17 protein-coding genes are annotated in these 19,957 nt (G+C 47.7%); 7 read left to right on the forward strand and 10 right to left on the reverse strand.

What is annotated here, in order from left to right; all coding sequences use genetic code 11:
* The first annotated feature begins 57 nt into the window (after nucleotides 1-57).
* The 5 genes from CD05_RS0114415 to CD05_RS0114435 all read left to right on the forward strand — a co-directional run bounded on the left by CD05_RS0114415 (nucleotide 58) and on the right by CD05_RS0114435 (nucleotide 5,319).
* The gene (locus CD05_RS0114415) at nucleotides 58-315 is read left to right on the forward strand and encodes a type II toxin-antitoxin system prevent-host-death family antitoxin (RefSeq protein ID WP_028511070.1); all 258 of its coding nucleotides are present in this window, start codon (nucleotides 58-60) and stop codon (nucleotides 313-315) included.
* A complete protein-coding gene (locus CD05_RS18910; protein ID WP_037323055.1) occupies nucleotides 305-625 on the forward strand; it encodes a type II toxin-antitoxin system RelE/ParE family toxin in 321 nt (106 codons plus the stop codon). The genes CD05_RS0114415 and CD05_RS18910 overlap by 11 nt, the downstream gene beginning before the upstream one ends.
* Nucleotides 626-754: 129 nt before the next feature.
* Nucleotides 755-1,840, forward strand: a complete 1,086-nt coding sequence (serC, locus tag CD05_RS0114425; protein ID WP_028511071.1) for a 3-phosphoserine/phosphohydroxythreonine transaminase — start codon at nucleotides 755-757, stop codon at nucleotides 1,838-1,840.
* A gap of 85 nt (nucleotides 1,841-1,925) precedes the next feature.
* Nucleotides 1,926-3,077 (forward strand): 3-phosphoglycerate dehydrogenase family protein, encoded by a 1,152-nt coding sequence (locus CD05_RS0114430; protein ID WP_028511072.1) that lies wholly within the window; start codon nucleotides 1,926-1,928, stop codon nucleotides 3,075-3,077.
* 436 nt (nucleotides 3,078-3,513) lie between these two features.
* Entirely contained in the window at nucleotides 3,514-5,319 is a 1,806-nt protein-coding gene (locus CD05_RS0114435; RefSeq protein WP_028511073.1) for a phosphoenolpyruvate carboxykinase (GTP), read from the forward strand.
* A 606-nt stretch (nucleotides 5,320-5,925) separates the two neighbouring features.
* On the opposite strand, the gene CD05_RS0114440 is transcribed toward CD05_RS0114435, so the two are convergent.
* Nucleotides 5,926-7,347, reverse strand: coding sequence for a GGDEF domain-containing protein (locus CD05_RS0114440; RefSeq protein ID WP_028511074.1), 1,422 nt, complete (start codon nucleotides 7,345-7,347; stop codon nucleotides 5,926-5,928).
* A gap of 69 nt (nucleotides 7,348-7,416) precedes the next feature.
* Nucleotides 7,417-8,199 (reverse strand): DUF4261 domain-containing protein, encoded by a 783-nt coding sequence (locus CD05_RS0114445; protein WP_028511075.1) that lies wholly within the window; start codon nucleotides 8,197-8,199, stop codon nucleotides 7,417-7,419.
* 267 nt (nucleotides 8,200-8,466) lie between these two features.
* On the opposite strand from CD05_RS0114445, the gene CD05_RS0114450 reads away from it, so the two are divergent.
* Complete coding sequence (locus CD05_RS0114450) at nucleotides 8,467-9,303, forward strand: glycosyltransferase (RefSeq protein ID WP_028511076.1); 837 nt, start codon at nucleotides 8,467-8,469, stop codon at nucleotides 9,301-9,303.
* Nucleotides 9,304-9,901: 598 nt separating this feature from the next.
* Nucleotides 9,902-11,581, forward strand: a complete 1,680-nt coding sequence (locus CD05_RS0114455; protein ID WP_028511077.1) for a glycosyl hydrolase — start codon at nucleotides 9,902-9,904, stop codon at nucleotides 11,579-11,581.
* 192 nt (nucleotides 11,582-11,773) lie between these two features.
* On the opposite strand, the gene CD05_RS20085 is transcribed toward CD05_RS0114455, so the two are convergent.
* The 8 genes from CD05_RS20085 to CD05_RS0114495 all read right to left on the reverse strand — a co-directional run bounded on the left by CD05_RS20085 (nucleotide 11,774) and on the right by CD05_RS0114495 (nucleotide 19,947).
* Entirely contained in the window at nucleotides 11,774-13,504 is a 1,731-nt protein-coding gene (locus CD05_RS20085) for a leucine-rich repeat domain-containing protein (protein ID WP_051589051.1), read from the reverse strand.
* Between the two features lie 253 nt (nucleotides 13,505-13,757).
* The gene (locus CD05_RS0114465; protein ID WP_028511078.1) at nucleotides 13,758-16,208 is read right to left on the reverse strand and encodes a glycosyl hydrolase family 65 protein; all 2,451 of its coding nucleotides are present in this window, start codon (nucleotides 16,206-16,208) and stop codon (nucleotides 13,758-13,760) included.
* A gap of 141 nt (nucleotides 16,209-16,349) precedes the next feature.
* The gene (locus CD05_RS0114470; RefSeq protein ID WP_028511079.1) at nucleotides 16,350-16,664 is read right to left on the reverse strand and encodes a type II toxin-antitoxin system RelE/ParE family toxin; all 315 of its coding nucleotides are present in this window, start codon (nucleotides 16,662-16,664) and stop codon (nucleotides 16,350-16,352) included.
* Nucleotides 16,661-16,924 carry a type II toxin-antitoxin system prevent-host-death family antitoxin gene (locus CD05_RS0114475; RefSeq protein ID WP_028511080.1) on the reverse strand — a complete coding sequence of 88 codons (264 nt, stop codon included), beginning with the start codon at nucleotides 16,922-16,924 and terminating at the stop codon, nucleotides 16,661-16,663. The genes CD05_RS0114470 and CD05_RS0114475 overlap by 4 nt, the downstream gene beginning before the upstream one ends.
* Before the next feature lie 15 nt (nucleotides 16,925-16,939).
* Nucleotides 16,940-17,173: a hypothetical protein gene (locus tag CD05_RS18920; protein WP_037323057.1), complete on the reverse strand. Its 234-nt coding sequence runs from the start codon at nucleotides 17,171-17,173 to the stop codon at nucleotides 16,940-16,942.
* Between the two features lie 74 nt (nucleotides 17,174-17,247).
* The gene (locus CD05_RS0114485) at nucleotides 17,248-18,084 is read right to left on the reverse strand and encodes a hypothetical protein (RefSeq protein WP_028511081.1); all 837 of its coding nucleotides are present in this window, start codon (nucleotides 18,082-18,084) and stop codon (nucleotides 17,248-17,250) included.
* A 129-nt stretch (nucleotides 18,085-18,213) separates the two neighbouring features.
* On the reverse strand, nucleotides 18,214-19,218 hold the full coding sequence (locus CD05_RS0114490; protein WP_028511082.1) for an aldose 1-epimerase: 1,005 nt from the start codon (nucleotides 19,216-19,218) through the stop codon (nucleotides 18,214-18,216).
* Between the two features lie 168 nt (nucleotides 19,219-19,386).
* Entirely contained in the window at nucleotides 19,387-19,947 is a 561-nt protein-coding gene (locus tag CD05_RS0114495) for a hypothetical protein (RefSeq protein ID WP_028511083.1), read from the reverse strand.
* Between the last annotated feature and the right edge of the window lie 10 nt (nucleotides 19,948-19,957).

Genomic DNA, 19,957 nt, shown 5'->3' on the forward strand with positions numbered 1-19,957 from the left:
GACTTGTGGCTGAATTTGGGGTATAATATAGTCACAGAATGAAAGGGGTGTTGAGCCATGCAGATAATACCAATAAGAGAACTAAAAAATACAGTCGAGATAGAGCGCCGTTGTGCAGAGGAAAACGGCCCTGTGTTCATAACAAAAAACGGCTATGGCAGACTTGTTGTTATGGATATTGAATACTATGAGCGCACAATGCAGAAGATGTATGAAGCAAGCCTTGTTACCGAGGGTCTTGCAGACCTTAATGCAGGAAAAACATCAGACGGTAGGAAAACTGTCAGCGAAATAAGGAGTAAATATGGCTTGTGATTATGAATTGACGGATAAAGCTGCGGCTGACCTTGATGAAACGGTAAGATATATCTCTCTTACCCTTGGTGATAAAAAAGCAGCCGCAGATTTTCTTGATAAGTTTGAAAAAGTCACTGAGGAAGCCTGTATGTTTCCAGAAAGCGGTGAACTGCTGAACAATGAATTCCTGCCAAAAGGAGAATTCAGAAAAAAGTATATCGGTGAGTATGTATGCGTTTATCTGTATGATAAAGAGAAAAGAAAGATCTATGTTATCAGAATAATTTATGGCAGACGGGATATGACAAAACAACTGAAAAAACTGTAATATGAAAAATGCATAATCCCTTCCCCAAAATTGCAAAAAAATTGTAAAACCCCCCTGTGTCCTCTTGACTTTGGGGGGTAAAAGTATTATAATAAAAGGGTATTAAAAAATATATTGGAGGTTTTAATAATGGGTAGAGTTTATAACTTCAGTGCAGGCCCTGCCGTGCTTCCCGAGGAAGTGCTCAAAGAGGCTGCAGAGGAAATGCTCGATTATAAGGGCACAGGCATGAGCGTTATGGAGATGAGCCACCGTTCAAAGGCTTATGATGCCATAATCAAGGAAGCTGAGGCTGACCTCAGAGACCTTATGAATATTCCCGATAACTATAAGGTAATATTCTTACAGGGCGGTGCTTCCCTCGTGTTCGCAGAGGTTCCGATGAACCTTATGAAGAAGGGTAAGGCTGCATACATCATCACAGGTCAGTGGGCTAAGAAGGCTGCTGCTGAGGCTGAGAAGTACGGCGAGGTTGTCAGAGTTGCTTCCTCCGCTGATAAGACATTCAGCTATATCCCTGATTGCTCCGACCTCGATATCCCTGAGGATGTTGACTATGTATATATCTGCGAGAACAATACTATCTACGGTACAAAGTTCTGGCAGCTCCCCAATACAAAGGGCCATGAGCTCGTAGCAGACGTATCCTCCTGCTTCCTTTCCGAGCCTGTAGACGTTACTAAGTACGGCGTTATCTACGGCGGCGTTCAGAAGAACGTTGGTCCTGCCGGTGTTCAGATCGTTATCGTAAGAGAAGACCTTATCGCTGACGGCCCTGCATTCAAGCAGACACCTACAATGTGTGACTGGAAGATCCAGGCTGATAATGACTCTCTCTATAATACACCTCCCTGCTACGGTATCTATATCTGCGGTAAGGTGTTCAAGTGGATCAAGAAGATGGGCGGCCTTGAGGGCATGAAGGCTCATAACGAGAAGAAGGCTAAGATCCTCTATGATTTCCTTGACGAGAGCAAGATGTTCAAGGGCACAGTTGTTAAGGAAGACCGTTCGCTCATGAACGTTCCCTTCATAACAGGCGATGAGGAGCTTGATAAGAAGTTCGTAGCTGAGGCTAAGGCTGCCGGCTTTGAGAACCTTAAGGGTCACAGAACAGTTGGCGGTATGAGAGCTTCTATCTATAACGCTATGCCTATCGAGGGCGTAGAAAAGCTCGTAGAGTTCATGAAGAAGTTTGAAGCAGAAAATTCGTAATTACCGAATATATTTCAGATCGGCGTGGGGCAGACCGCCCTGCGCTGATTGATTATAATAATATTTCTGAAAGGATATGATACAGATGATAAACGTATTGACACTCAATAAGATAGCTGCCTGCGGCACAAGCAAGTTCGGCGCAGACTATGCAGTAACAGATAACTGCGATGCACCTGAGGCAGTAATGGTAAGATCTGCTAAGATGCACGATATGGAATTCAAGGATAACCTCCTTGCTATCGCAAGAGCCGGCGCAGGTACTAACAATATCCCCGTTGATAAGTGCGCTGAGCAGGGTATCGTGGTATTCAATACCCCCGGCGCTAATGCAAACGCTGTTAAGGAGCTCGCAGTGTGCGGCCTTCTCCTTGCTTCCAGAAAGATCCCCGAGGCTATCGACTGGGCTAAGACTCTTAAGGGCCAGGGCGATGAGGTAGGCAAGCTCGTAGAAAAAGGTAAGTCTAACTTCGCAGGCAATGAGATAATGGGTAAGACACTCGGTCTTATCGGCCTTGGCGCTATCGGCGGTAAGCTCGCTAATATCGCTATCTCCCTCGGTATGAACGTTATCGGCTATGACCCGTTCCTTTCCGTAGGCGCAGCTCTTAACCTCAAGCCCCAGGTAAAGGTAACAAAGAATATCAACGATATCTATACTCAGAGCGACTATATATCCCTCCACCTCCCCTTCAATGCAGATACTAAGGATACTATCAATGCCGAGACACTTGCACTCTGCAAGGACGGCGTAAGGATCCTTAACTTCGCTCGTGGCGAGCTCGTAAACGGTGAGGCTATCGTTGCAGCACTTGGCACAGGTAAGGTAGCAAGATATGTTGTTGACTTCCCGTCTGATGAAGTTCTCGGCGTTGAGAACGTTGTAGCTATCCCCCACCTCGGCGCATCTACTGAGGAGTCTGAGGATAACTGCGCTGTAATGGCAGCAGATGAGCTTATCGACTATATCGAGAGAGGCACAATAAAGAATTCCGTAAACTTCCCGAATGCAGAGCTTGTAAAGACCGCTGATAAGCTCGTATGCGTTCTCCATAAGAATATCCCTGCACTTATCACACAGATCACAGGCGCTGTTGCTGATAAGGGCGCAAATATCGAGAATATGGTAAATAAGTCCAAGAAGGATTGGGCTGTTACAATGCTCGATGTCAAGGGCGATGCTGATGTTGATGCTATCAAGGCTATCGACGGCGTTGTAAGAGTAAGAGTTCTTTGATCTGAGTAATAACACCACTGACTTATGCGCAGCGGCGGTAAAGAAGTATTTGCATATCAGGCTATATATGCGCCGCTGCTAAAAGAATAAAGAAGAAAGAATAAATAAGAAATAAAAATAGAGGTATCGCCTTCGGCGATGATATTTTAGATCATCGACCGCAGGTCGATACCTTTATTATTCTTTATTCTTTCTTCTTTATTCTTTCTTCTTTTAGCAGGCGCAAATGCGCCTGCGCTTTATGCGGGGGTTGTTTTTTTATGTAAAGATATTGCAGGAAAGTCCTGTGTTTCCTGCAAAACCCCGGACATTTATCGCAGGATTTATTAACAAATTTGCTGTTGACAAAGCTGCGGTATTAGGGTATAATGTTATATAGGGGAATTTGTGGGTTTTTTGTAACTCAATTTCCAAATTACCGAAAGGAGTCAATAAAATGGCAAGTTTAACTAAGAACCCTAACGTTAATAAGTGGGTCGATGAAATGGTAGCTCTCACACAGCCTGATAAGGTAGTGTGGATCGATGGCTCTGATGAGCAGCTTAAGGCACTCAGAGATGAGGCTCTCAGCACAGGTGAGATGATACTCATGAATCAGGACGAGTATCCCGGCTGCCTGTATCACAGAACTGCCCCCAACGACGTTGCAAGAGTTGAGGACAGAACATTTATCTGCACAAAGACAAAGGAGGGCGCTGGCCCTACAAATAACTGGATGGATCCCGATGAGATGTGGAATATGCTCAAGCCTATGTATGACGGCGTTATGAAGGGCAGAACAATGTATGTTATCCCCTACTCCATGGGTCCTATCGGTTCACCTCTTGCAAAGGTAGGCGTTGAGGTAACTGACTCTATCTATGTTGTACTTAATATGGATATCATGACAAGAATGGGCGCTAAGGCTTTCGAGAACTTAGGCGATACTTCTGATGACTTCGTAAGAGGTCTCCACTCCAAGGCTGACGTTGACCCTGAAAAGAGATATATCGTTCAGTTCCCTGAGAGCAATACTATCTGCTCGATAAACTCCGCATACGGCGGTAACGTTTTGCTCGGTAAGAAGTGCTTCGCTCTGAGGATCGCTTCCTTCCAGGGTAAGAACGAGGGCTGGATGGCTGAGCATATGCTTATCTTAGGCGTTCAGAAGCCTGACGGCGATGTTAAGTATATCACAGCAGCATTCCCGTCTGCCTGCGGTAAGACAAACCTTGCAATGCTCATTCCTCCGAAGTTCTATACAGAGCAGGGCTATAAGGTATGGACAGTCGGCGACGATATCGCTTGGATGAAGCCCGGCAAGGACGGCAGACTCTACGCTATCAACCCTGAGAACGGCTTCTTCGGCGTTGCACCGGGTACAAATGCTAAGTCCAACTACAATGCACTTGCATCTACAAAGAAGAATGCGATATTCACAAACGTTGCAATAAATAAGGATACAATGACTCCCTGGTGGGAGGGTCTTGATAAGAACCCGCCTGTAAACGCTATCGAGTGGAAGGGCGCTGAGGTAAACGGCGTTGAGTATACAGCAAAAGGTGAGAAGCTCGCTCACCCCAACTCCAGATTCACAGCTCCTGCTGAGAACTGCCCCTGCATATCTTCTGAGTTCAATAACCCCGAGGGCGTTCCTGTAACAGCTATGATCTTCGGCGGCAGACGTGAGAAGACAACTCCCCTCGTATATCAGTCCTTCGACTGGGTACACGGTACATATGTAGGCTCTGCTGTTTCTTCTGAGACAACAGCTGCTGCTACAGGTGCAGTAGGCGTGCTCCGTCACGATCCTATGGCTATGAAGCCCTTCATCGGCTATAACGTAGGCGACTACTGGGCTCACTGGCTCGAAATGGGCGAGATACTCGGCGATAAGGCTCCTAAGATCTTCAACGTTAACTGGTTCAAGAAGGACGAGAACGGCAACTTCATCTGGCCTGGTTTCGGCGACAATATGAGAGTTCTCGACTGGATCATCAAGAGATGTGAAGGCACAGTTGACGCTGTTGAGACTCCTATCGGCTTTGTTCCTAAGCCTGAGGATATCAACGTAACAGGCATCGAGGACGAGGTAACTCCTGAGATCATGGATAAGCTCCTCGACATCGACGTTGACCTCTGGAAGGCAGAGATCAAGGAGATGCGCCGTTACTATGATGAGGACATCAAGGCTAAGGGCGGTCACATCCCCCAGGCACTTTATGACCAGCTCGACAAGATCGAGGCAAGACTCAACAAGTAATAAGCTACAAATTTCAGGGCACCCCCGGGTGCCCTGTTTTTGTATGTATTGGCAAGTTTGGGACAATTAAAAATGCAGAATTAAGAATGCATAATGCATAATTGTGGAGTTGCGGTGCGGCGCTTGGTCAGGTAACAGGTAACAGTTGTGGTGTATTGTCTTTAAGCCAAAGGCTTAAAGGACGCAAGTTTCGCTTCGCATAACTTGGCTTACGCCGACGAGATGCCCATTCGGGCGGAAACGCTGCGCTCAGTGAATAGTGAATAGTGAAGAATGAATAGTGAATAGTTGCGGTGCGGCTGCGCCGCTTATGCCCATTCGGGCGTGCTGACCTGACGTTATTGTTAAAATCGTAGGGCTATTCACCCGAAGGGGGTGAGCGGCAGCTCCGCTGCCGCAGGGGGGCGACCGGAAAGCCCCCCTATCCGTAGCGTAGGATTAGCGAGAGACTACCCTTGAAGCTATTCTGTAGGGGTTGCTTACCTTCAAGGTCGCACTCTCGCTCTCCGAGGGTACACGAGGGGCTCATGCGCCACCTCGACCCTTCGGAAATGCATTCTAAATTATGCATTAAAAAAGCACTTCTGATTACAGAAGTGCTCTTTCTTACCTGTAACTGCCGTGCTTGTCCTTGAAATCTTTCTTGTCCTTGTACATCGCCTTGTCAGCACGCTTGAAAACAAATTCAAGTGAACTGTCATCAGATGAGTGGTCGGCAATGCCTATCGCTGCCGAACACCTCTCCCAAGGGTCAAGCGCTTCGTTGTCATAGCGTTCGTCAAATGCAGCCCTTAGCTCCGAGATGCAGCGGCTGCGTTCTTCAAAATCACGCCCTGTCAGTATCACGACAAATTCATCACCGCCAATGCGGTATACCGGCGAGTGCTTGAACGCATCGCATATCAGCTTGCAGCAGTTCTTGATGTAATTGTCGCCTGCCTTGTGCCCGAACCTGTCGTTTATCATCTTGAGATCGTTCATGTCTATCATGGCAATTGCGAAATCCTCAATGTCGCTGCCGGCATTGTTTATCTCGGCCGCCTTCTTGGCGTATGCCGCCTTGCTGCCTACCCCCGTCAGCGGATCACGGTATGCCTGCTCGCTTATCATGCCTATCTGCTCGTCACGCTGCTTTATGTCAGTGCGTGCCTGGCTCAGGTTGGTCATGAATTGCAGGCTCTGCTCCATAACAAAGACGAATTCACGGTATACCTGCTCTATCTCGTTTTTGGTGTTTATGTCAAGATCCTTCATGATCCTGATGTTGTTCTCGTGATCCTCCTGCGTCTCAAAAGCAAACTTCTCAGTCGCACGGAACATCTTGTTGAGCGGCTCGGTGACGTATTTGCGCAGCCTGATAATAACGAACAGCATTATAACTACCGTCGATGCACCTGTCACAGCGATTATGCTGTATATGAATCTCAGATCTGCCTCGTGCAGCTCGTCCATCGAGAAATCCACGCAGGCATGACATTGCAGCTTGCCTTTGCTGTCGTAGACCGGCTTGCAGTAGGTGAGCATATATCCGTCCTCTGTCTCGCCTGTTATCCCGCCTACGTCCTTGCCGGCGCATAAGTCGTCTATGTATTGCATGAAGGTGTCTTCAAATTCATAGTGCTCGCCGGGCTCGCCTGCGTCCTCAGTGCCGTCAACACTGTCAAGATCGAATATGACAGTGCCCCCGTCTGGCGCTAAACGGTATACATAAAGATATAGTATGTCGGGGTAGCTGTCACGGATGTTGTAAAAGTGCTGCCTTATCTCGACGTATTCTTCCATCTCAAAGTTCTTATCGATGTAGTCATCTACCTTGTCACCGTCAAGCTCTACCGCCATGAGGTTTGTAGCGCCCTCGGCAATGTGAGAGTATTCCTCTATCATTCGTGTCCTGAACCTGTAATAAAGTATGCTTACAAATATCACGACGATTATCGTCACGCTCAGTACAAACAGTACCGGCAGCCTGAATGATACGGAGTATAGCTTACTTACCTTGGTTTTCGGTCTGGTGTCAGTTTCGTTCATTTTAACCTATGCCTTCTTTCGCAGGCAGCAGTTTAGTGAATGTGGTAAAGTTAAGTATCAGTAAGTAGTTTATCCCTGCATTAAGCCTATCTTTATAGTCTCGATCGGCAGAGCAGCGCCCGGGCTCTTTGTTAAGGGCAGCTTCTGCTCCTCGGTGAAGCCTATAGTCTCACCCGGCCTGAGTGTTTCGTCTTCGGTTATAAGATACTCGGCAACGCTTATCATAAAGCTGTAAAGATAGCCCGGCTGAGCGAGAGTGCCAACTACCTCGAACTCGTCCTTGCCGAAGAACTGCATACCTGTGGTGTAAGCGTTCATCTTGCCGCCCTCGGTAAGATACATACCAACGTGTACAGCTATCGGTGTCGGGAATTCTCCGTGCTGCATCACCTCAGCGGTCTTCAGATAGAAATCGCAAGGATAGCAGGTCGGGAATTTGTATATGCCTATGGCATTCTTAAGTATCAGCATCGAAGCCGCTACCTTAGCAAAGAGCTTTGCCTGGTCTGTAGGCGTGCCGTTTTTCGACATTATAGCTATCATGCAGTGAGCCTGGTGCTTTGCTACCTCCTCAGCTGCATTTGTCCACATAACGCTGTTTTTTGCGTTGTTTTCAGCCTCGTGGTCAGGCACAGGGCTGGGCATCAGCGAGCAGGCAACGAGCATATCGTTTATCCTGAGCACTACCGAGCCGTCCTTCACCTCGTCGTCCGATACATCTAAGTGCCACTTTTCTCTTAACTCCTTGAAAAAGCGTGGCCAGTCAAGGTTTGCGTCCTTTAAGAGCACAAATCCAAGCATATTCTTGATAATTTTTTCATGCTGTTCCTGGGTGTTCTGTTCGTTTGACATTTTATTCCTCCGGTGGTCATTGTATTTGTTGTGTGTTTTCAGGCCATAATACCTGAAAGTGATAATAGACCACTATAATTATACCAGTTTATCCACTAATTGTCAAGTGCCGTTTGTGCAATTTGCATTAAAACCTATTGACAAAAATGCCTGATTTGTGATATAATTTAATGTGTAGGATATAAGTTGAGTGATGTAACGGGAGATGAATTTTTCCCCCTTACCTCTCACCTCATACCTCTTATAAAGGAGGTGTTTTGCTTCGGTATGGCAAGCTCTTTTGACAAGCTCCCGTCGTATTCTGTGCTCATGTGCGTTTACGATAAGGAGATACCTGTAAATTTTAATGACAGTCTTGAAAGTATGCTCATGCAGACCTATCCGCCCGACGACTTTGTGCTCGTGTGTGACGGTAAGCTGACAAATGAGCTGAATATAATAGCCAAGTCCTTTGCGAGCGAGTATAAAAGCATTTTCCGTATAATAAGGACAGAGGAGAACATGACGCTGGGTGCTGCGCTCAATATTGGCATAGCCGCCTGCAAGCAGGAGATAATCGTCAAGATGGATTCTGACGATATATCCGAGTCTGACAGGTGCGAGACGCAGATGCGTGTTTTTGCGCTTGACCCCGAGCTTGATATGCTCGGCGGCTGGGTCGAGGAGTTCGACAGCGAGACAGGCAAAGCCATAGCGCTCAAGAAGTGTCCTCTCCACCACAGGGAGATAATGCAGTACGCCAAGCGCCGCAACCCCTTCAACCGTCAGACGGTCGCCTTCCGCAAATCGAAGGCCTTTGCAGCCGGGGGTTACTCCGACCTTGCGCAGTGCTCCGACTACGAGTTTGCAGTCAGGATGCTCCAGAGCGGTGCCAAGGGGCAGAATCTGCCGAAGATGCTGGTAAGATACCGTGTCTCCAAGAGCTACAGGCGCAAAAAGCACTGGAACAACACCAAGTCGTTCATCATAGTACGTCACAGGATATACAAGTCAGGTTTTTCGTCGCTTATGGATTTTCTGATACCCGTCACAGCGCAGCTTATGATGTTTATACTGCCGACGAGGTTCACAGATTTCCTATACAAAAAATTCCTGCGAAGATAACAAGGCAAGAGGGTCGCTTCACGGCGGTGCTCCTGCCTTTTTTTCTTGCTTCGTGTAGGAGGGGGGGAACCTCACCCCCCGTCCCCCTCTCCTTATAAAGGAGAGGGGGGGGAGCGGCCTCGCCCTTCGGCATCGGCCGCCGGCGCTTCGCTCGGCTTCGCCTCGCTTCGCTTGCCGCCGCCTCCGGCGGCGGCTGGCCGCAAAAGCGGCCGCACTGTGCCTTCGGCACAGGCTCCCTGTTTGCGGCGGTGGGCGGCGAATATATTCCTTCGTTATGGTGTTTCGTAAGCATAGTGCGTGCCGTTTCTTTACTGTGTTCGCCGCCTAAGTCGGCTCCGCCGATATGGAGCTCTGCTCCAAACCACGCAAGGGCTCTGCCCTTGACCCGCAAACTTTTTTGAGGAAAAAGTTTGACAAAAACCTTTTTGTCTTTTATTCTTTATTACGCTCTTTCTTTTCTATTTTCTACTATTATTTAATCTTTTTATCTATTACCTAAAATTTTTTTATCTACAAACGTTTACACTGATTGACTATTTTTTCGATTTGTGGTAGAATGTTTTTCAAGCACAAACCACAATGAAAGGAAGCACATTCTATGAAAAGAAACGCAAAAAGAACCATCTGCGCTCTTACCGCTTCGGTCATGCTGATCGCCTGCGGCTGCGGCAATGACAGCTCATCATCAGACAGCAGTCAGGCCGATAGCAGCTCGTCAGCCGACAGCGTACAGACTGATGACAGCTCAGCTATAGTTACCACAAGAGAGCGTGAGACTATCCCCCTCGACCCCGTGACCGAGACAAGGGGCGACTTTGACCTCTCCGATGTACAGAATAAGTCCGACGTTCCCGAGGATTTCGAGCTGTTTTTAGAAGCAGAGGAGGGCAAGCTGTCCGAAAATACCCAGAACCTCTCCTTTGACAGATACGGCAGCTTCTCCGGCAAGGGCTATGCCGCTATCGGCAATAAGGACGAGGGCTTTGAGATAGATGCCGAGTTCCCGGCAGACGGCAGCTATGATTTTATAATAAACACCGCCGTTTCAAACGGCACGAGCGATAACTTCATAACCATTGACGGCGAGAATGTCACGACATTCACAGTCGAGGGCAACACCTTCCACGAGGTCGCCGCCGAGAAGATAAAGCTCACCAAGGGCAAGCACAAGATAGGCGTCACTGCAAAGACAGGCAGCTTTTTTGTCGACAGCATAAAGATAAAGCCGGCAGCTTTGGTCGATCTTACGCAGTTTGAGATAGACAAGACCCTTTGCAACCCCAACGCCACCGACGAGACAAAGCGCCTCTACAGCTTTATGTGCGATGTCTACGGCAAGTATATCATCTCCGGCCAGTACGCCGCCGATAACAGAGGCGTTGACAGCGCAGAATTTTCCGAATACGACTATAAGCTCGGCAAATACCCTGCAATAATGGGTCTTGACCTGATAGAAGCAAGCCCGAGCAGAGTTGCGCACGGCTCCAGCCCCGGGCTGATAGTCGAGACAGCTGAGGACTGGTATCTTAACCGCAACGGCATCGTCACTATCTGCTGGCACTGGAACGCCCCCGAGCCGTACCTTGAATACAACGGCGCTGCATGGTGGGAAGGCTTTTATAAGGACAAGACGAATTTCAACCTTGCCAAGGCACTCAGCGGCGAGGATAAAGAGGGCTACGACCTTCTTATAAGGGATATCGACTCGATAGCCATGTATCTTCAGGAGCTTGATGACCACCACGTTCCCGTGCTGTGGCGTCCTCTGCACGAGGGCGGCGGCGACCCGAAGTGGAACAACCCCTGGTTCTGGTGGGGCTCGTCCGGTGCCGATGCGTATAAGGAGCTCTGGAAGCTCATGTACGACAGGCTCACAAATGTCCACCACTGCAACAACCTCATCTGGGTGTGGAACGGCCAGAATCTTGACTACTACCCCGGCGATGAGTATGTAGATATCATGGGCTACGACAGCTACCCCGAAGTACACGGCGACCATTCACCGCAGAAAAACCTCTGGGATTACACCAAGTCCACCACCCCCACAAAGAAGATAATAGCCATGACCGAGAACGGCAGTATCCCCGACCCCGATCCCTGTATGTCCGAGGGTATCCGCTGGTCGTTCTTCTGCACATGGAACGGCGAGTTCGCACTTAAGGACTACCAGCTCGGCTGCGAGCATAATTCTCTTGAATTCTTCGAGAAGATAATGAACCACGACAGAGTTCTCACCCTCGACGAGCTCCCCGACCTTAAGTCCTGGCCGATAGAATAAACAGCGCAGGCGCTTTTTAAGCGCCTGCTAAAAGAATAAAGAAGAAAGAATAAATAAGAAATAAAAAAAGGTATCGGCTCTTACGATGATTTTAAATCATCGACCGAAGGTCGATACCTTTATTATTCATTATTCTTTTTTCTTTATTCTTTATTCTTTTAGCCGTGGCGGTCACCGCCACGGCGCCTGGGCTTACTTGATAGTGACCTTCTTAGTCTTCGAGTATCCGCTGTAATACTTAGTGCCGCCCACTGTCTTGTAAGTCCTTACCTTGACGTAATAAACCTTGCCCTTTTTGAGCTTGCTTATCGTCTTTGAAGTGCCCTTTGCATTTGCAGTCTTTGTGGTCTTCTTTGTAAACTTCTTGGAAGTCGAGTATTTTATCTGATAGCCTGTTACACCGCTTACCTTGCTGTATGTAACTTTGAGCTGCTTTGTCTTGGGGCTCTTGGCTGACTTAAGAGTTGTCTTGTTGGGGCATATCTTGAAAGTCTTGCTTACCGTGCCTGTGTAGTTGCCCTTGCCCTTAAGAGTTATGGTAGCTTTTCCTATAGCTGTGTTGTTCTTGTAGGATACAGTGTAGTCAGTGCCGTTTACAAGAGTAACGTTACCGAGCTTTACTGTGAAGTTCTGCTTTACAGCCTTGCCTGTGTAGTATTTGTTCTTAAGGCCTGTTATTGTTGTGTTATTGATGTTTGCAGCAGTTATGGTAAAGTTCTTTGTGAGAGTGCCGCTGTAATTGCCTGTGCCTGTGATAGTTATTGTTGCCTTGCCGCATTCTCTGTTGTTGGAATAGCTTGTTGTGTAATGCTTGCCCTCTGTGAGCACCTTGCCGTAAACATTCTTGACAGTTACAGTCGGCTTTATCTCATGGCCTGTGTATGTGCAGGTCACGCAGGGTATTATTGCCTTGCCTGATGTCAGCCTTGCATCTATGTATGAGAATTTATACTGCTTTGCGAAGTTCTCTGCAACCGTGTTGTAGCCGTAAACAGTAAAGTCCTTGGCATACTTTGTGTGCTCCTTGGCTTTTGTAGCATGGAGGAAGCCGAAAGCGTATTTGCCGATGCTTGTAACAGCGCTCGGTATAGCTACACTTGTAAGACCTGTGCAGTTTTCAAATGCGCCGTCGCCGATTTTCGTCAGACCGTTCGGTAAAGATATAGCTGTGAGCGATGTGCATCTGTTGAACGAATCATCAGCTAATGTCTTTAAGCTGTTGGGCAGTATAGCACGCTTTAAGCCCGTGCATGATGTGAATGCACACCAGCCGATAGATTTTACTTTGTCAGGTATCCTTATGCTTTCAAGGCTTGTACACCATGCAAATGTGTCGTCCTTTATCTCAGTGATGCCGTTTGGCAGTGTAACGCTCTTGAGCGATGAGCAGTTTTCAAACTGATAGCTGCCGAGTGACGTTACAGAATCCGGTATCTCTAAGCTCTTAAGCGATGTGCAGCCGTAGAATACATAGTTGTCAATAGTTTTCAAGCCGCTGCAGAGCTTTACGCTCGTAAGGTTTGTGCACTTGTAGAATGCATAAGAGCCTATCGTAGTCGTGCCGCCCTTGAAGGTAACACTGTTAAGAGAAGCCGACTCTCTGAATGCGTCCTTGCCGACAGTCTTTACAGTCTTGGGTATGAACACCTGCTTTAGCTTGCACATATAAAATGCCTGATCGCCGATCTTGGAAACGGTTTTACCGCCGATCGTTTCCGGTATCGTCAGGATCGTGAATGAACCCTTGTAACCGGTGATCTCTGCAGTGCCGTCTGAGAGCACCTTGTATTCAAAGTCGCCCGAAACGGCAGCGCTTACTGTGATGTCATTCCTTATACCCGATAAAAAGTCATTCGGAAGTGCCTCTGCTGCGCCAAGAAGCATGGTCGCTGAAAGCAGACCTGCTACGATCTTCTTTTTCATTGTAAAGACCTCCTATAATAATTTAGGGAATACCGCACAAATATAAGCCCTGTGCGCTTTTTGCCTTTGGTAACATAATTATAACACATTCAGATTAATACGTCAAATAGATTTACCAATTTCGGCATTCTGTCTAAATTTGATATAGTCAAATGCTGCTATTTTCCTGCCTCTGCATAAAAAAACAGACCCGGAAGTTTTGCTTTTCCGAGCCTGTTATCATATCCTGTCTTTAAGCTGAAAAGCCTTGGCCTCAGCCCATTACTACCTCAACAACGTGCTCTGTGCCTGCATCGAATACAGGGAGAACATTGCCGCTTACCTTCACGCCGTCGCAGGTAACGCTCTTGATACCCTTGCTGATGTGATCGGGGTTTGTGATAGTGATGTTGTAGGTGTTGCCTCTGAACTTTCTTGTAACCTTGAAGCCGTCCCAGCTCTCAGGGATAGACGGGTCGATCTTAAGACCGTCGTAGTCAGGTATGATACCTAAGATGAACTGCGATATAGCTACGAAGTTCCATGCAGCAGTACCTGTCAGCCAGCTGTTCTTAGCCTCGCCGTGTCTGCTTGCGTCCTTGCCTGCGATCATCTGAGCGTAAACGTAGGGCTCAGTCCTGTGCAGGTCGGATATGTCTTCAAGATAAGCAGGAGCTATCTTGGAATAGTATTCAAATGCCTGGTCGCCACGGCCAGCAGCAGCCTCAGCGCAGATTATCCATGCGTTGTTGTGGCAGAAGATACCTGCGTTCTCCTTGTAGCCTGCGGGATATGTCGATATCTCACCGTACTGCTTGTAGTACTTTGTGAATGCAGGGTTGTTGAGTACAAGACCGTACTTAGAGTCAAGATACTTCTTTACAGAGTTGAGCGTGATGATATCCTTGCCGCTCTCCTTGCCAAGACCGCCCATAACAGCGAAGCCCTGCGGCTCGATGAATATCTTGCCTTCCTCGCAGTCCTTCGAGCCCATCTTCTCGCCGAAGTCATCATATGCACGGAGGAACCACTCGCCGTCCCAGGCGTACTTTAAGGTGTTCTCGTTCATCTTGTCTATCTCAGCCTGTGCCTTTGCAGCCTCGTCATCAAGACCCTTTGCCTTGCAGAGTGCAACGTACTCAGGTCCTATGTAGCTCATCATGCAGGCAACCATTACAGACTCAGCAACACGGCTGAACTTCTGCTCGCCGTACTTAGGCGATGTGTATGTCTGGAAGCTCTCACCGGGTGTGTCAGAGTGGCAGGAAAGGTTGATGCAGTCGTTCCAGTCTGCACGCATAGCGAGCGGCAGACCGTGAGGGCCTACAAAGTTAGCAACGTGCCAGAAGCTCATCTTTAAGTGATGCATCATCGACTGTGCCTTGCTCTCGTCGTTGTCGTAAGGCACCTGCTCGTCAAGTATAGTCCAGTCGCCTGTCTCCTTGATGTACTGAGCAGTAGAAAGTATCATCCACAGCGGGTCATCAGAGAAGTCGCCGCCGATAGCGTCGTTGCCCTTCTTTGTGAGAGGCTGATACTGGTGATAGCAGCCGCCGTCCTCAAACTGTGTAGCAGCAAGGTCAAGGATACGCTCTCTTGCTCTGTCGGGTATCTGGTGAACGAAGCCTAAAAGATCCTGGTTGGAATCTCTGAAGCCCATGCCTCTGCCGATGCCGCTCTCAAAGTAGGAAGCAGATCTTGACATATTGAATGTGACCATGCACTGATACTGGTTCCAGATGTTTACCATTCTGTTGAGCTTCTCATCGTTTGTCTCAACATGATACTGTGAAAGAAGTGCTTCCCAGCTTGCCTTTAATTCTTCAAGAGCCTTGTCAGCCTTCTCAGCTGTGTTCATAGCCTCTATCATAGCATAAGCCTTGCTCTTGTTCATCGAGCCGTCAGCGTTCCACTTGTTCTCTCCGTTCTCAACGTAGCCAAGAAGGAATACTAAAGCCTTCTCCTCACCGGGAGCGAGCTTGATGTCTACGCAGTGAGATGCGATAGGCGACCAGCCGTCAGCAACAGAGTTGTTTGACTTGCCTGCAAATACAGCCTGCGGGTTTGCAAAGCCGTTATAAAGACCCATAAATGTTTCTCTGTCGGTATCATAGCCGCAGATATCAGTATTTACAGTGTAGAATGCAAAGTGATCTCTTCTCTCCTTGTATTCTGTTTTGTGGAAGATAGTCGAGCCCTCGATCTCTACCTCACCTGTGTTGAAGTTTCTCTGGAAGTTCTCGCCGTCGTCCTGTGCGTTCCAGAGACACCATTCAAGGAATGAGAAGAGCTTAAAGCTCTTTTCCTTATCTGTGGTATTTTTGAGTATCATCTTCTGTACCTCGCCGTTAAAGTTCTGAGGAACGAAGAATGTCACCTCGGCGCTGATACCGTTTTTCTCGCCCTTGATAATGGTATAGCCGATACCGTGACGGCAGGAATAGCTGTCAAGCTCAGTCTTTACAGGGCTCCAGCCCGGGCTCCATACTGTTTCGCCGTCGTTGATGTAGAAGTATCTGCCGCCCATGTCAACGGGTACGTTGTTGTAGCGGTATCTTGTTATTCTCCTGAGTCTTGCGTCCTTGAAGAAGCTGTAACCGCCTGCGGTATTCGAGATGAGTGAGAAAAACTCCTGTGTGCCGAGATAGTTTATCCACGGATAGGGAGTTCTCGGGTTGGTGATGACGTATTCCTTGTTCACGTCATCGAAGAAACCAAACTTCATAATAAATTTCCACCTTTCCTTAACAATGCACAATGCACAATGCACAATGCACAATTTGTGCATCACATTTATACAAGGTGCAAAAATTCACTTTTTTATATTAAGCCGTAGGGCTTAATTACGATTAAAAAGAGCTCACGCTTACAGCTCACCAAACAATACTCTCATATAATCTCTTCTGCCGTAGATAACTCTGTCAACTCTGACATCATCTCCGCTAATGCGATAAAATGCAAGATATTCATTATATGAAACATACCTGTATCCGCTGAAAAGACCGCCCTCAAAATACAGCGGCGCACCGAGCTTTGAATGGTCTTTGAGCCTGTCAACGGCATCAAGTATCCCATTGACGGTATTCATAGCCGCATCGGGGGCATTCAGGTTTAGTGCGATATACTCCCATATCTCGTCAAGATCGTTTTGCGCCATTGGCGAATAGCTAACATTATTCATAGCTTTTTATCCCTAAAATGCGCTCTCACATCATCAGATGAGATATAGCCGCTCTCCTCTGCCGATCTTCTTCCCTTTTCAAGCTCGCACATAAGCTGTAAAGCCGCTTTGGTCTTTTCATATTCCTCCTGCTCGGAAATATCAACTATTGCGTATTTCCCCCTGCCGTCCTTAGTAAGGAATACAGGTGAACCTACTGCGACCTCCTGCAATACTCCCGCATAATTATTCAGGTCTGTTATAGGTATAATATTCGGCATATCATCGCCTCCTTATCACAGCTTCTGATCGTAAGACACCACACATCTGCTTCTTTTGCCGCATTTGGGGCATCTGAGCACCTTGTCCTCGCCGTAGTGACCGCTTAGATAAAACTTATACCACGTCGCACGGAAGCGATGACCGCATTTTTCGCAGGTGTAGACTGTTTTTGACATATCTGCCGCACCGAAAAGCGCAAGTATCAAGGCTGCGGCTATAACGATAACTGCTAATATCGGGTTATCCATAGCACTTGCCTCCTCTTTTCTCACTCCGAACATTTACTTATTCATATCAAGCCTTGCGGCTTAAAAACTTAAGGTCATGCTGTGTATTCCGCCGAATACGACTTGTGACTGTATTCATATGTCAGCGATGCCTCGGTGATAAGGCCGCCTTCAACGGTAAATGTATAGTCTATACTCTCAGGGTTTATTACCTCTTTTATAGAGAACATTGCAGGAGCGGCTTCCATAACTTCCTTTGCGATAGCTACGGCTTCGCTGCCGTCGCCCCTTCTGTATTCCCCGTCAGGTATTTTAGCGTCCTTGAACCGTTCGTTTGTCTTTACAAGCAGCCACTGTGCGTGTGCTTTTGTATATAAAGAGCAATAGTAGTCCAGATACTCTACGGGCTTGTCATCGTTATCACGCATATAAAACCCGTCGATAAGGTATTTGTCATTATCAGCATCTGCCGAAACTCTTACATATCCAAGCGAAGTATCATTCTCTGAAAACCTGAGGTTTATGCCTATGTACGGCTCGTCTTCCAGATCGTAATCTAAACCGTTTGTAGAATCCGCCTTGTATACAGAAAAGAACTTCTGATACAGATCATCAAGCTCTGCTGCAAATTCGTCAGTACACAGCGCCTTGGCAGACTCAGTGTCTTCCTTTGCCATAAAGCCGCACCATTTAAAAGCGACCTCGTGCGCACGCTCGTATATGTCTCCCTTTGAGAGATCTTCAGCCTCGCTTTCGCTGTCCTGCTGCTCATTTTCAGACGAGCTGTCACCGCTCTTGCTTTCATTTGCTTCCTGCACCTGTGACGAAGAAGCAGCCGTATCCTTTTTGCTGCTGTCCTTTACATCTCCGCAGGAAACAAGCACCGCACAGCAAAATGCTGCGAGCAATGCTAAGAATTTTCTGTTTTTCATTTTGTTTTCCTCGCTTGTTGTCTCTTGTTTTTATCTTTTTTGTTTATATCAAGCCAAAGGGCTTGTTTTCTTTATAATTTCCGCTCATACGACACCATGCACAGAAGCGATACCTCGATCATGCATTGCTCAGAGCACCTCAAACCTCTGCCAGCACCTGAACACCTCGCCCTTTTGAAGCTCAGTGTAGCCCGATACCTCTCCCGGCAGACTCAGGTTCGGCGAGTTTATCATGGCTGTCATAGGCTCGGGGCAGAAGTACCCCTTGTCGCCGCAGTGGTTCCACATATTCCAGAACTTGAATTCTCCGGAAACTTCGTTTATTATCTTTCTGCCCGACTGCCTGTCGGTTATGATAATGCCGTAGAAAGGCTTGCCGTCAAGGGTCGTCTCTCCTGCTGTGTACATATCGTTTGAAATGTCGTGGCAGACTGCCTGCATATCGCCGCTCTTGTACTGCTTGTCGTAATCTGAAAGCTCTGCCAATTCCTCAGTCGGCAGACATCTCTCATCAAGTACGCACTTCTTTACCACCGGCACCTCAAAGAACAGCTTCGCCTCGTCGCCGCCGTCAGTTATCGGAGCATTTATGCAGGTGTGAGTGCATACCGATACCGGCAAAGCCTTGTCAGCCTTGCTTTCAAGCTCTATCTCCTGTAAAAGTCCCTCACTGCTCAGCGTGAATGTGTAGCTTATCCTGAATTCAAGAGGGAGATATCTAAACATCTCGTCCCCCTCGTCAAAATCATAGTAAGTCCTGCATACTGCCTTGTCGCCCTGTACCTCGCACAGCTCTACCTTGTGCTCTCTCTTGTGAACAAAGCCGTGAATGAAGTTCTCAAGATCCTTTTCATTTATCGGCAGATGATATACCGCATCAGAGGTCTTAAGCACTCCCCTGTCAAAGCGGTTCGGCAGATAGAGTGTAGGCAGTCCCCATATCTCTCTTGCTTCGTTTATCTGCTCTGCTGTTATCTCGTCCTTATAGCGGAACACCTCGGTCTTCTTTTCCTCGTTTCTGAGTCTCAGCACCGAGCTGCCCATGCTGTATGCTATGACAGCCGTGTAGCCTCCTGCTTCAAGGCGCACAGTCTTCACGCCCTTAAAATCAAACTCCCTCTCGACCTTAGCCATTTTTCAGTACCCCTTTGTGTATTTTAAATAGTAAGTATTATTTACGAAAACGTTTAGTTGCTACAATTATAACATATTTTTCTGCCAAAGACAAGTATTTTGTCTTAAAATTATAGTACATTTCCCGTAAAAAATCGGGGGGCAATTCAATGCAAAATGCACAAACAGTCACTTAAAGAAAGCCTGTAGTCCCTCATCGAACTCCCTGTATCCCTCCGGCCATGAGTTGGAGCCGCCCGACCAGTGTTTCTTTCCGCCTATTTCTATCGACAGGTGGAAGCCCTCGCCGTCGAGCACATCTGGGTTGCTGTATGACTGCCCGAGCCACCCTCTTACGCCCCATTTGCCGAGCCCCTCGCAGAAGCCTTCATAATCCGCCTTTCCGAGCGTGACACGTTTTTCAAGGCACTCCTCACGCTCCTCGTCATCGTTCCAGCGGCCGTAGTAGAGCGAGCAGACAAAGTCCTTCCCGTCCCACACGAGTTCATACTCCCGGCTTTCCGCCTCGCACCAGTTTTCCGAAAGCGACAGCTTTTCAAACACTATCGGTGCCTTCACAGCATTTTCTGCCACTGCTTCAAGTCCTTCACCCACAGGCAGCATAGCACATTCCTCCTTTTTATTTGCATTATCTGCGCACCGAGCCGTCAATGCAGCGTTCATCGTCAGTGTCGCCGCAAGGCAAGCTATCAGCGCCAAGTGCATTGTTCTCTTTTGGTTCTTTCTCATTTTCTGCTCC

It is taken from the genome of Ruminococcus sp. NK3A76, assembly GCF_000686125.1.
In the GTDB taxonomy this organism is placed as follows: domain Bacteria; phylum Bacillota; class Clostridia; order Oscillospirales; family Ruminococcaceae; genus NK3A76.

Coding starts and splice junctions, on each gene's coding strand:
- CD05_RS0114415 (WP_028511070.1), top strand. CDS start 58: ATGCAGATAATACCAATAAGAGAACTAAAAAATACAGTCGAGATAGAG.
- CD05_RS18910 (WP_037323055.1), top strand. CDS start 305: ATGGCTTGTGATTATGAATTGACGGATAAAGCTGCGGCTGACCTTGAT.
- serC (WP_028511071.1), top strand. CDS start 755: ATGGGTAGAGTTTATAACTTCAGTGCAGGCCCTGCCGTGCTTCCCGAG.
- CD05_RS0114430 (WP_028511072.1), top strand. CDS start 1,926: ATGATAAACGTATTGACACTCAATAAGATAGCTGCCTGCGGCACAAGC.
- CD05_RS0114435 (WP_028511073.1), top strand. CDS start 3,514: ATGGCAAGTTTAACTAAGAACCCTAACGTTAATAAGTGGGTCGATGAA.
- CD05_RS0114440 (WP_028511074.1), bottom strand. CDS start 7,347: ATGAACGAAACTGACACCAGACCGAAAACCAAGGTAAGTAAGCTATAC.
- CD05_RS0114445 (WP_028511075.1), bottom strand. CDS start 8,199: ATGTCAAACGAACAGAACACCCAGGAACAGCATGAAAAAATTATCAAG.
- CD05_RS0114450 (WP_028511076.1), top strand. CDS start 8,467: ATGGCAAGCTCTTTTGACAAGCTCCCGTCGTATTCTGTGCTCATGTGC.
- CD05_RS0114455 (WP_028511077.1), top strand. CDS start 9,902: ATGAAAAGAAACGCAAAAAGAACCATCTGCGCTCTTACCGCTTCGGTC.
- CD05_RS20085 (WP_051589051.1), bottom strand. CDS start 13,504: ATGAAAAAGAAGATCGTAGCAGGTCTGCTTTCAGCGACCATGCTTCTT.
- CD05_RS0114465 (WP_028511078.1), bottom strand. CDS start 16,208: ATGAAGTTTGGTTTCTTCGATGACGTGAACAAGGAATACGTCATCACC.
- CD05_RS0114470 (WP_028511079.1), bottom strand. CDS start 16,664: ATGAATAATGTTAGCTATTCGCCAATGGCGCAAAACGATCTTGACGAG.
- CD05_RS0114475 (WP_028511080.1), bottom strand. CDS start 16,924: ATGCCGAATATTATACCTATAACAGACCTGAATAATTATGCGGGAGTA.
- CD05_RS18920 (WP_037323057.1), bottom strand. CDS start 17,173: ATGGATAACCCGATATTAGCAGTTATCGTTATAGCCGCAGCCTTGATA.
- CD05_RS0114485 (WP_028511081.1), bottom strand. CDS start 18,084: ATGAAAAACAGAAAATTCTTAGCATTGCTCGCAGCATTTTGCTGTGCG.
- CD05_RS0114490 (WP_028511082.1), bottom strand. CDS start 19,218: ATGGCTAAGGTCGAGAGGGAGTTTGATTTTAAGGGCGTGAAGACTGTG.
- CD05_RS0114495 (WP_028511083.1), bottom strand. CDS start 19,947: ATGAGAAAGAACCAAAAGAGAACAATGCACTTGGCGCTGATAGCTTGC.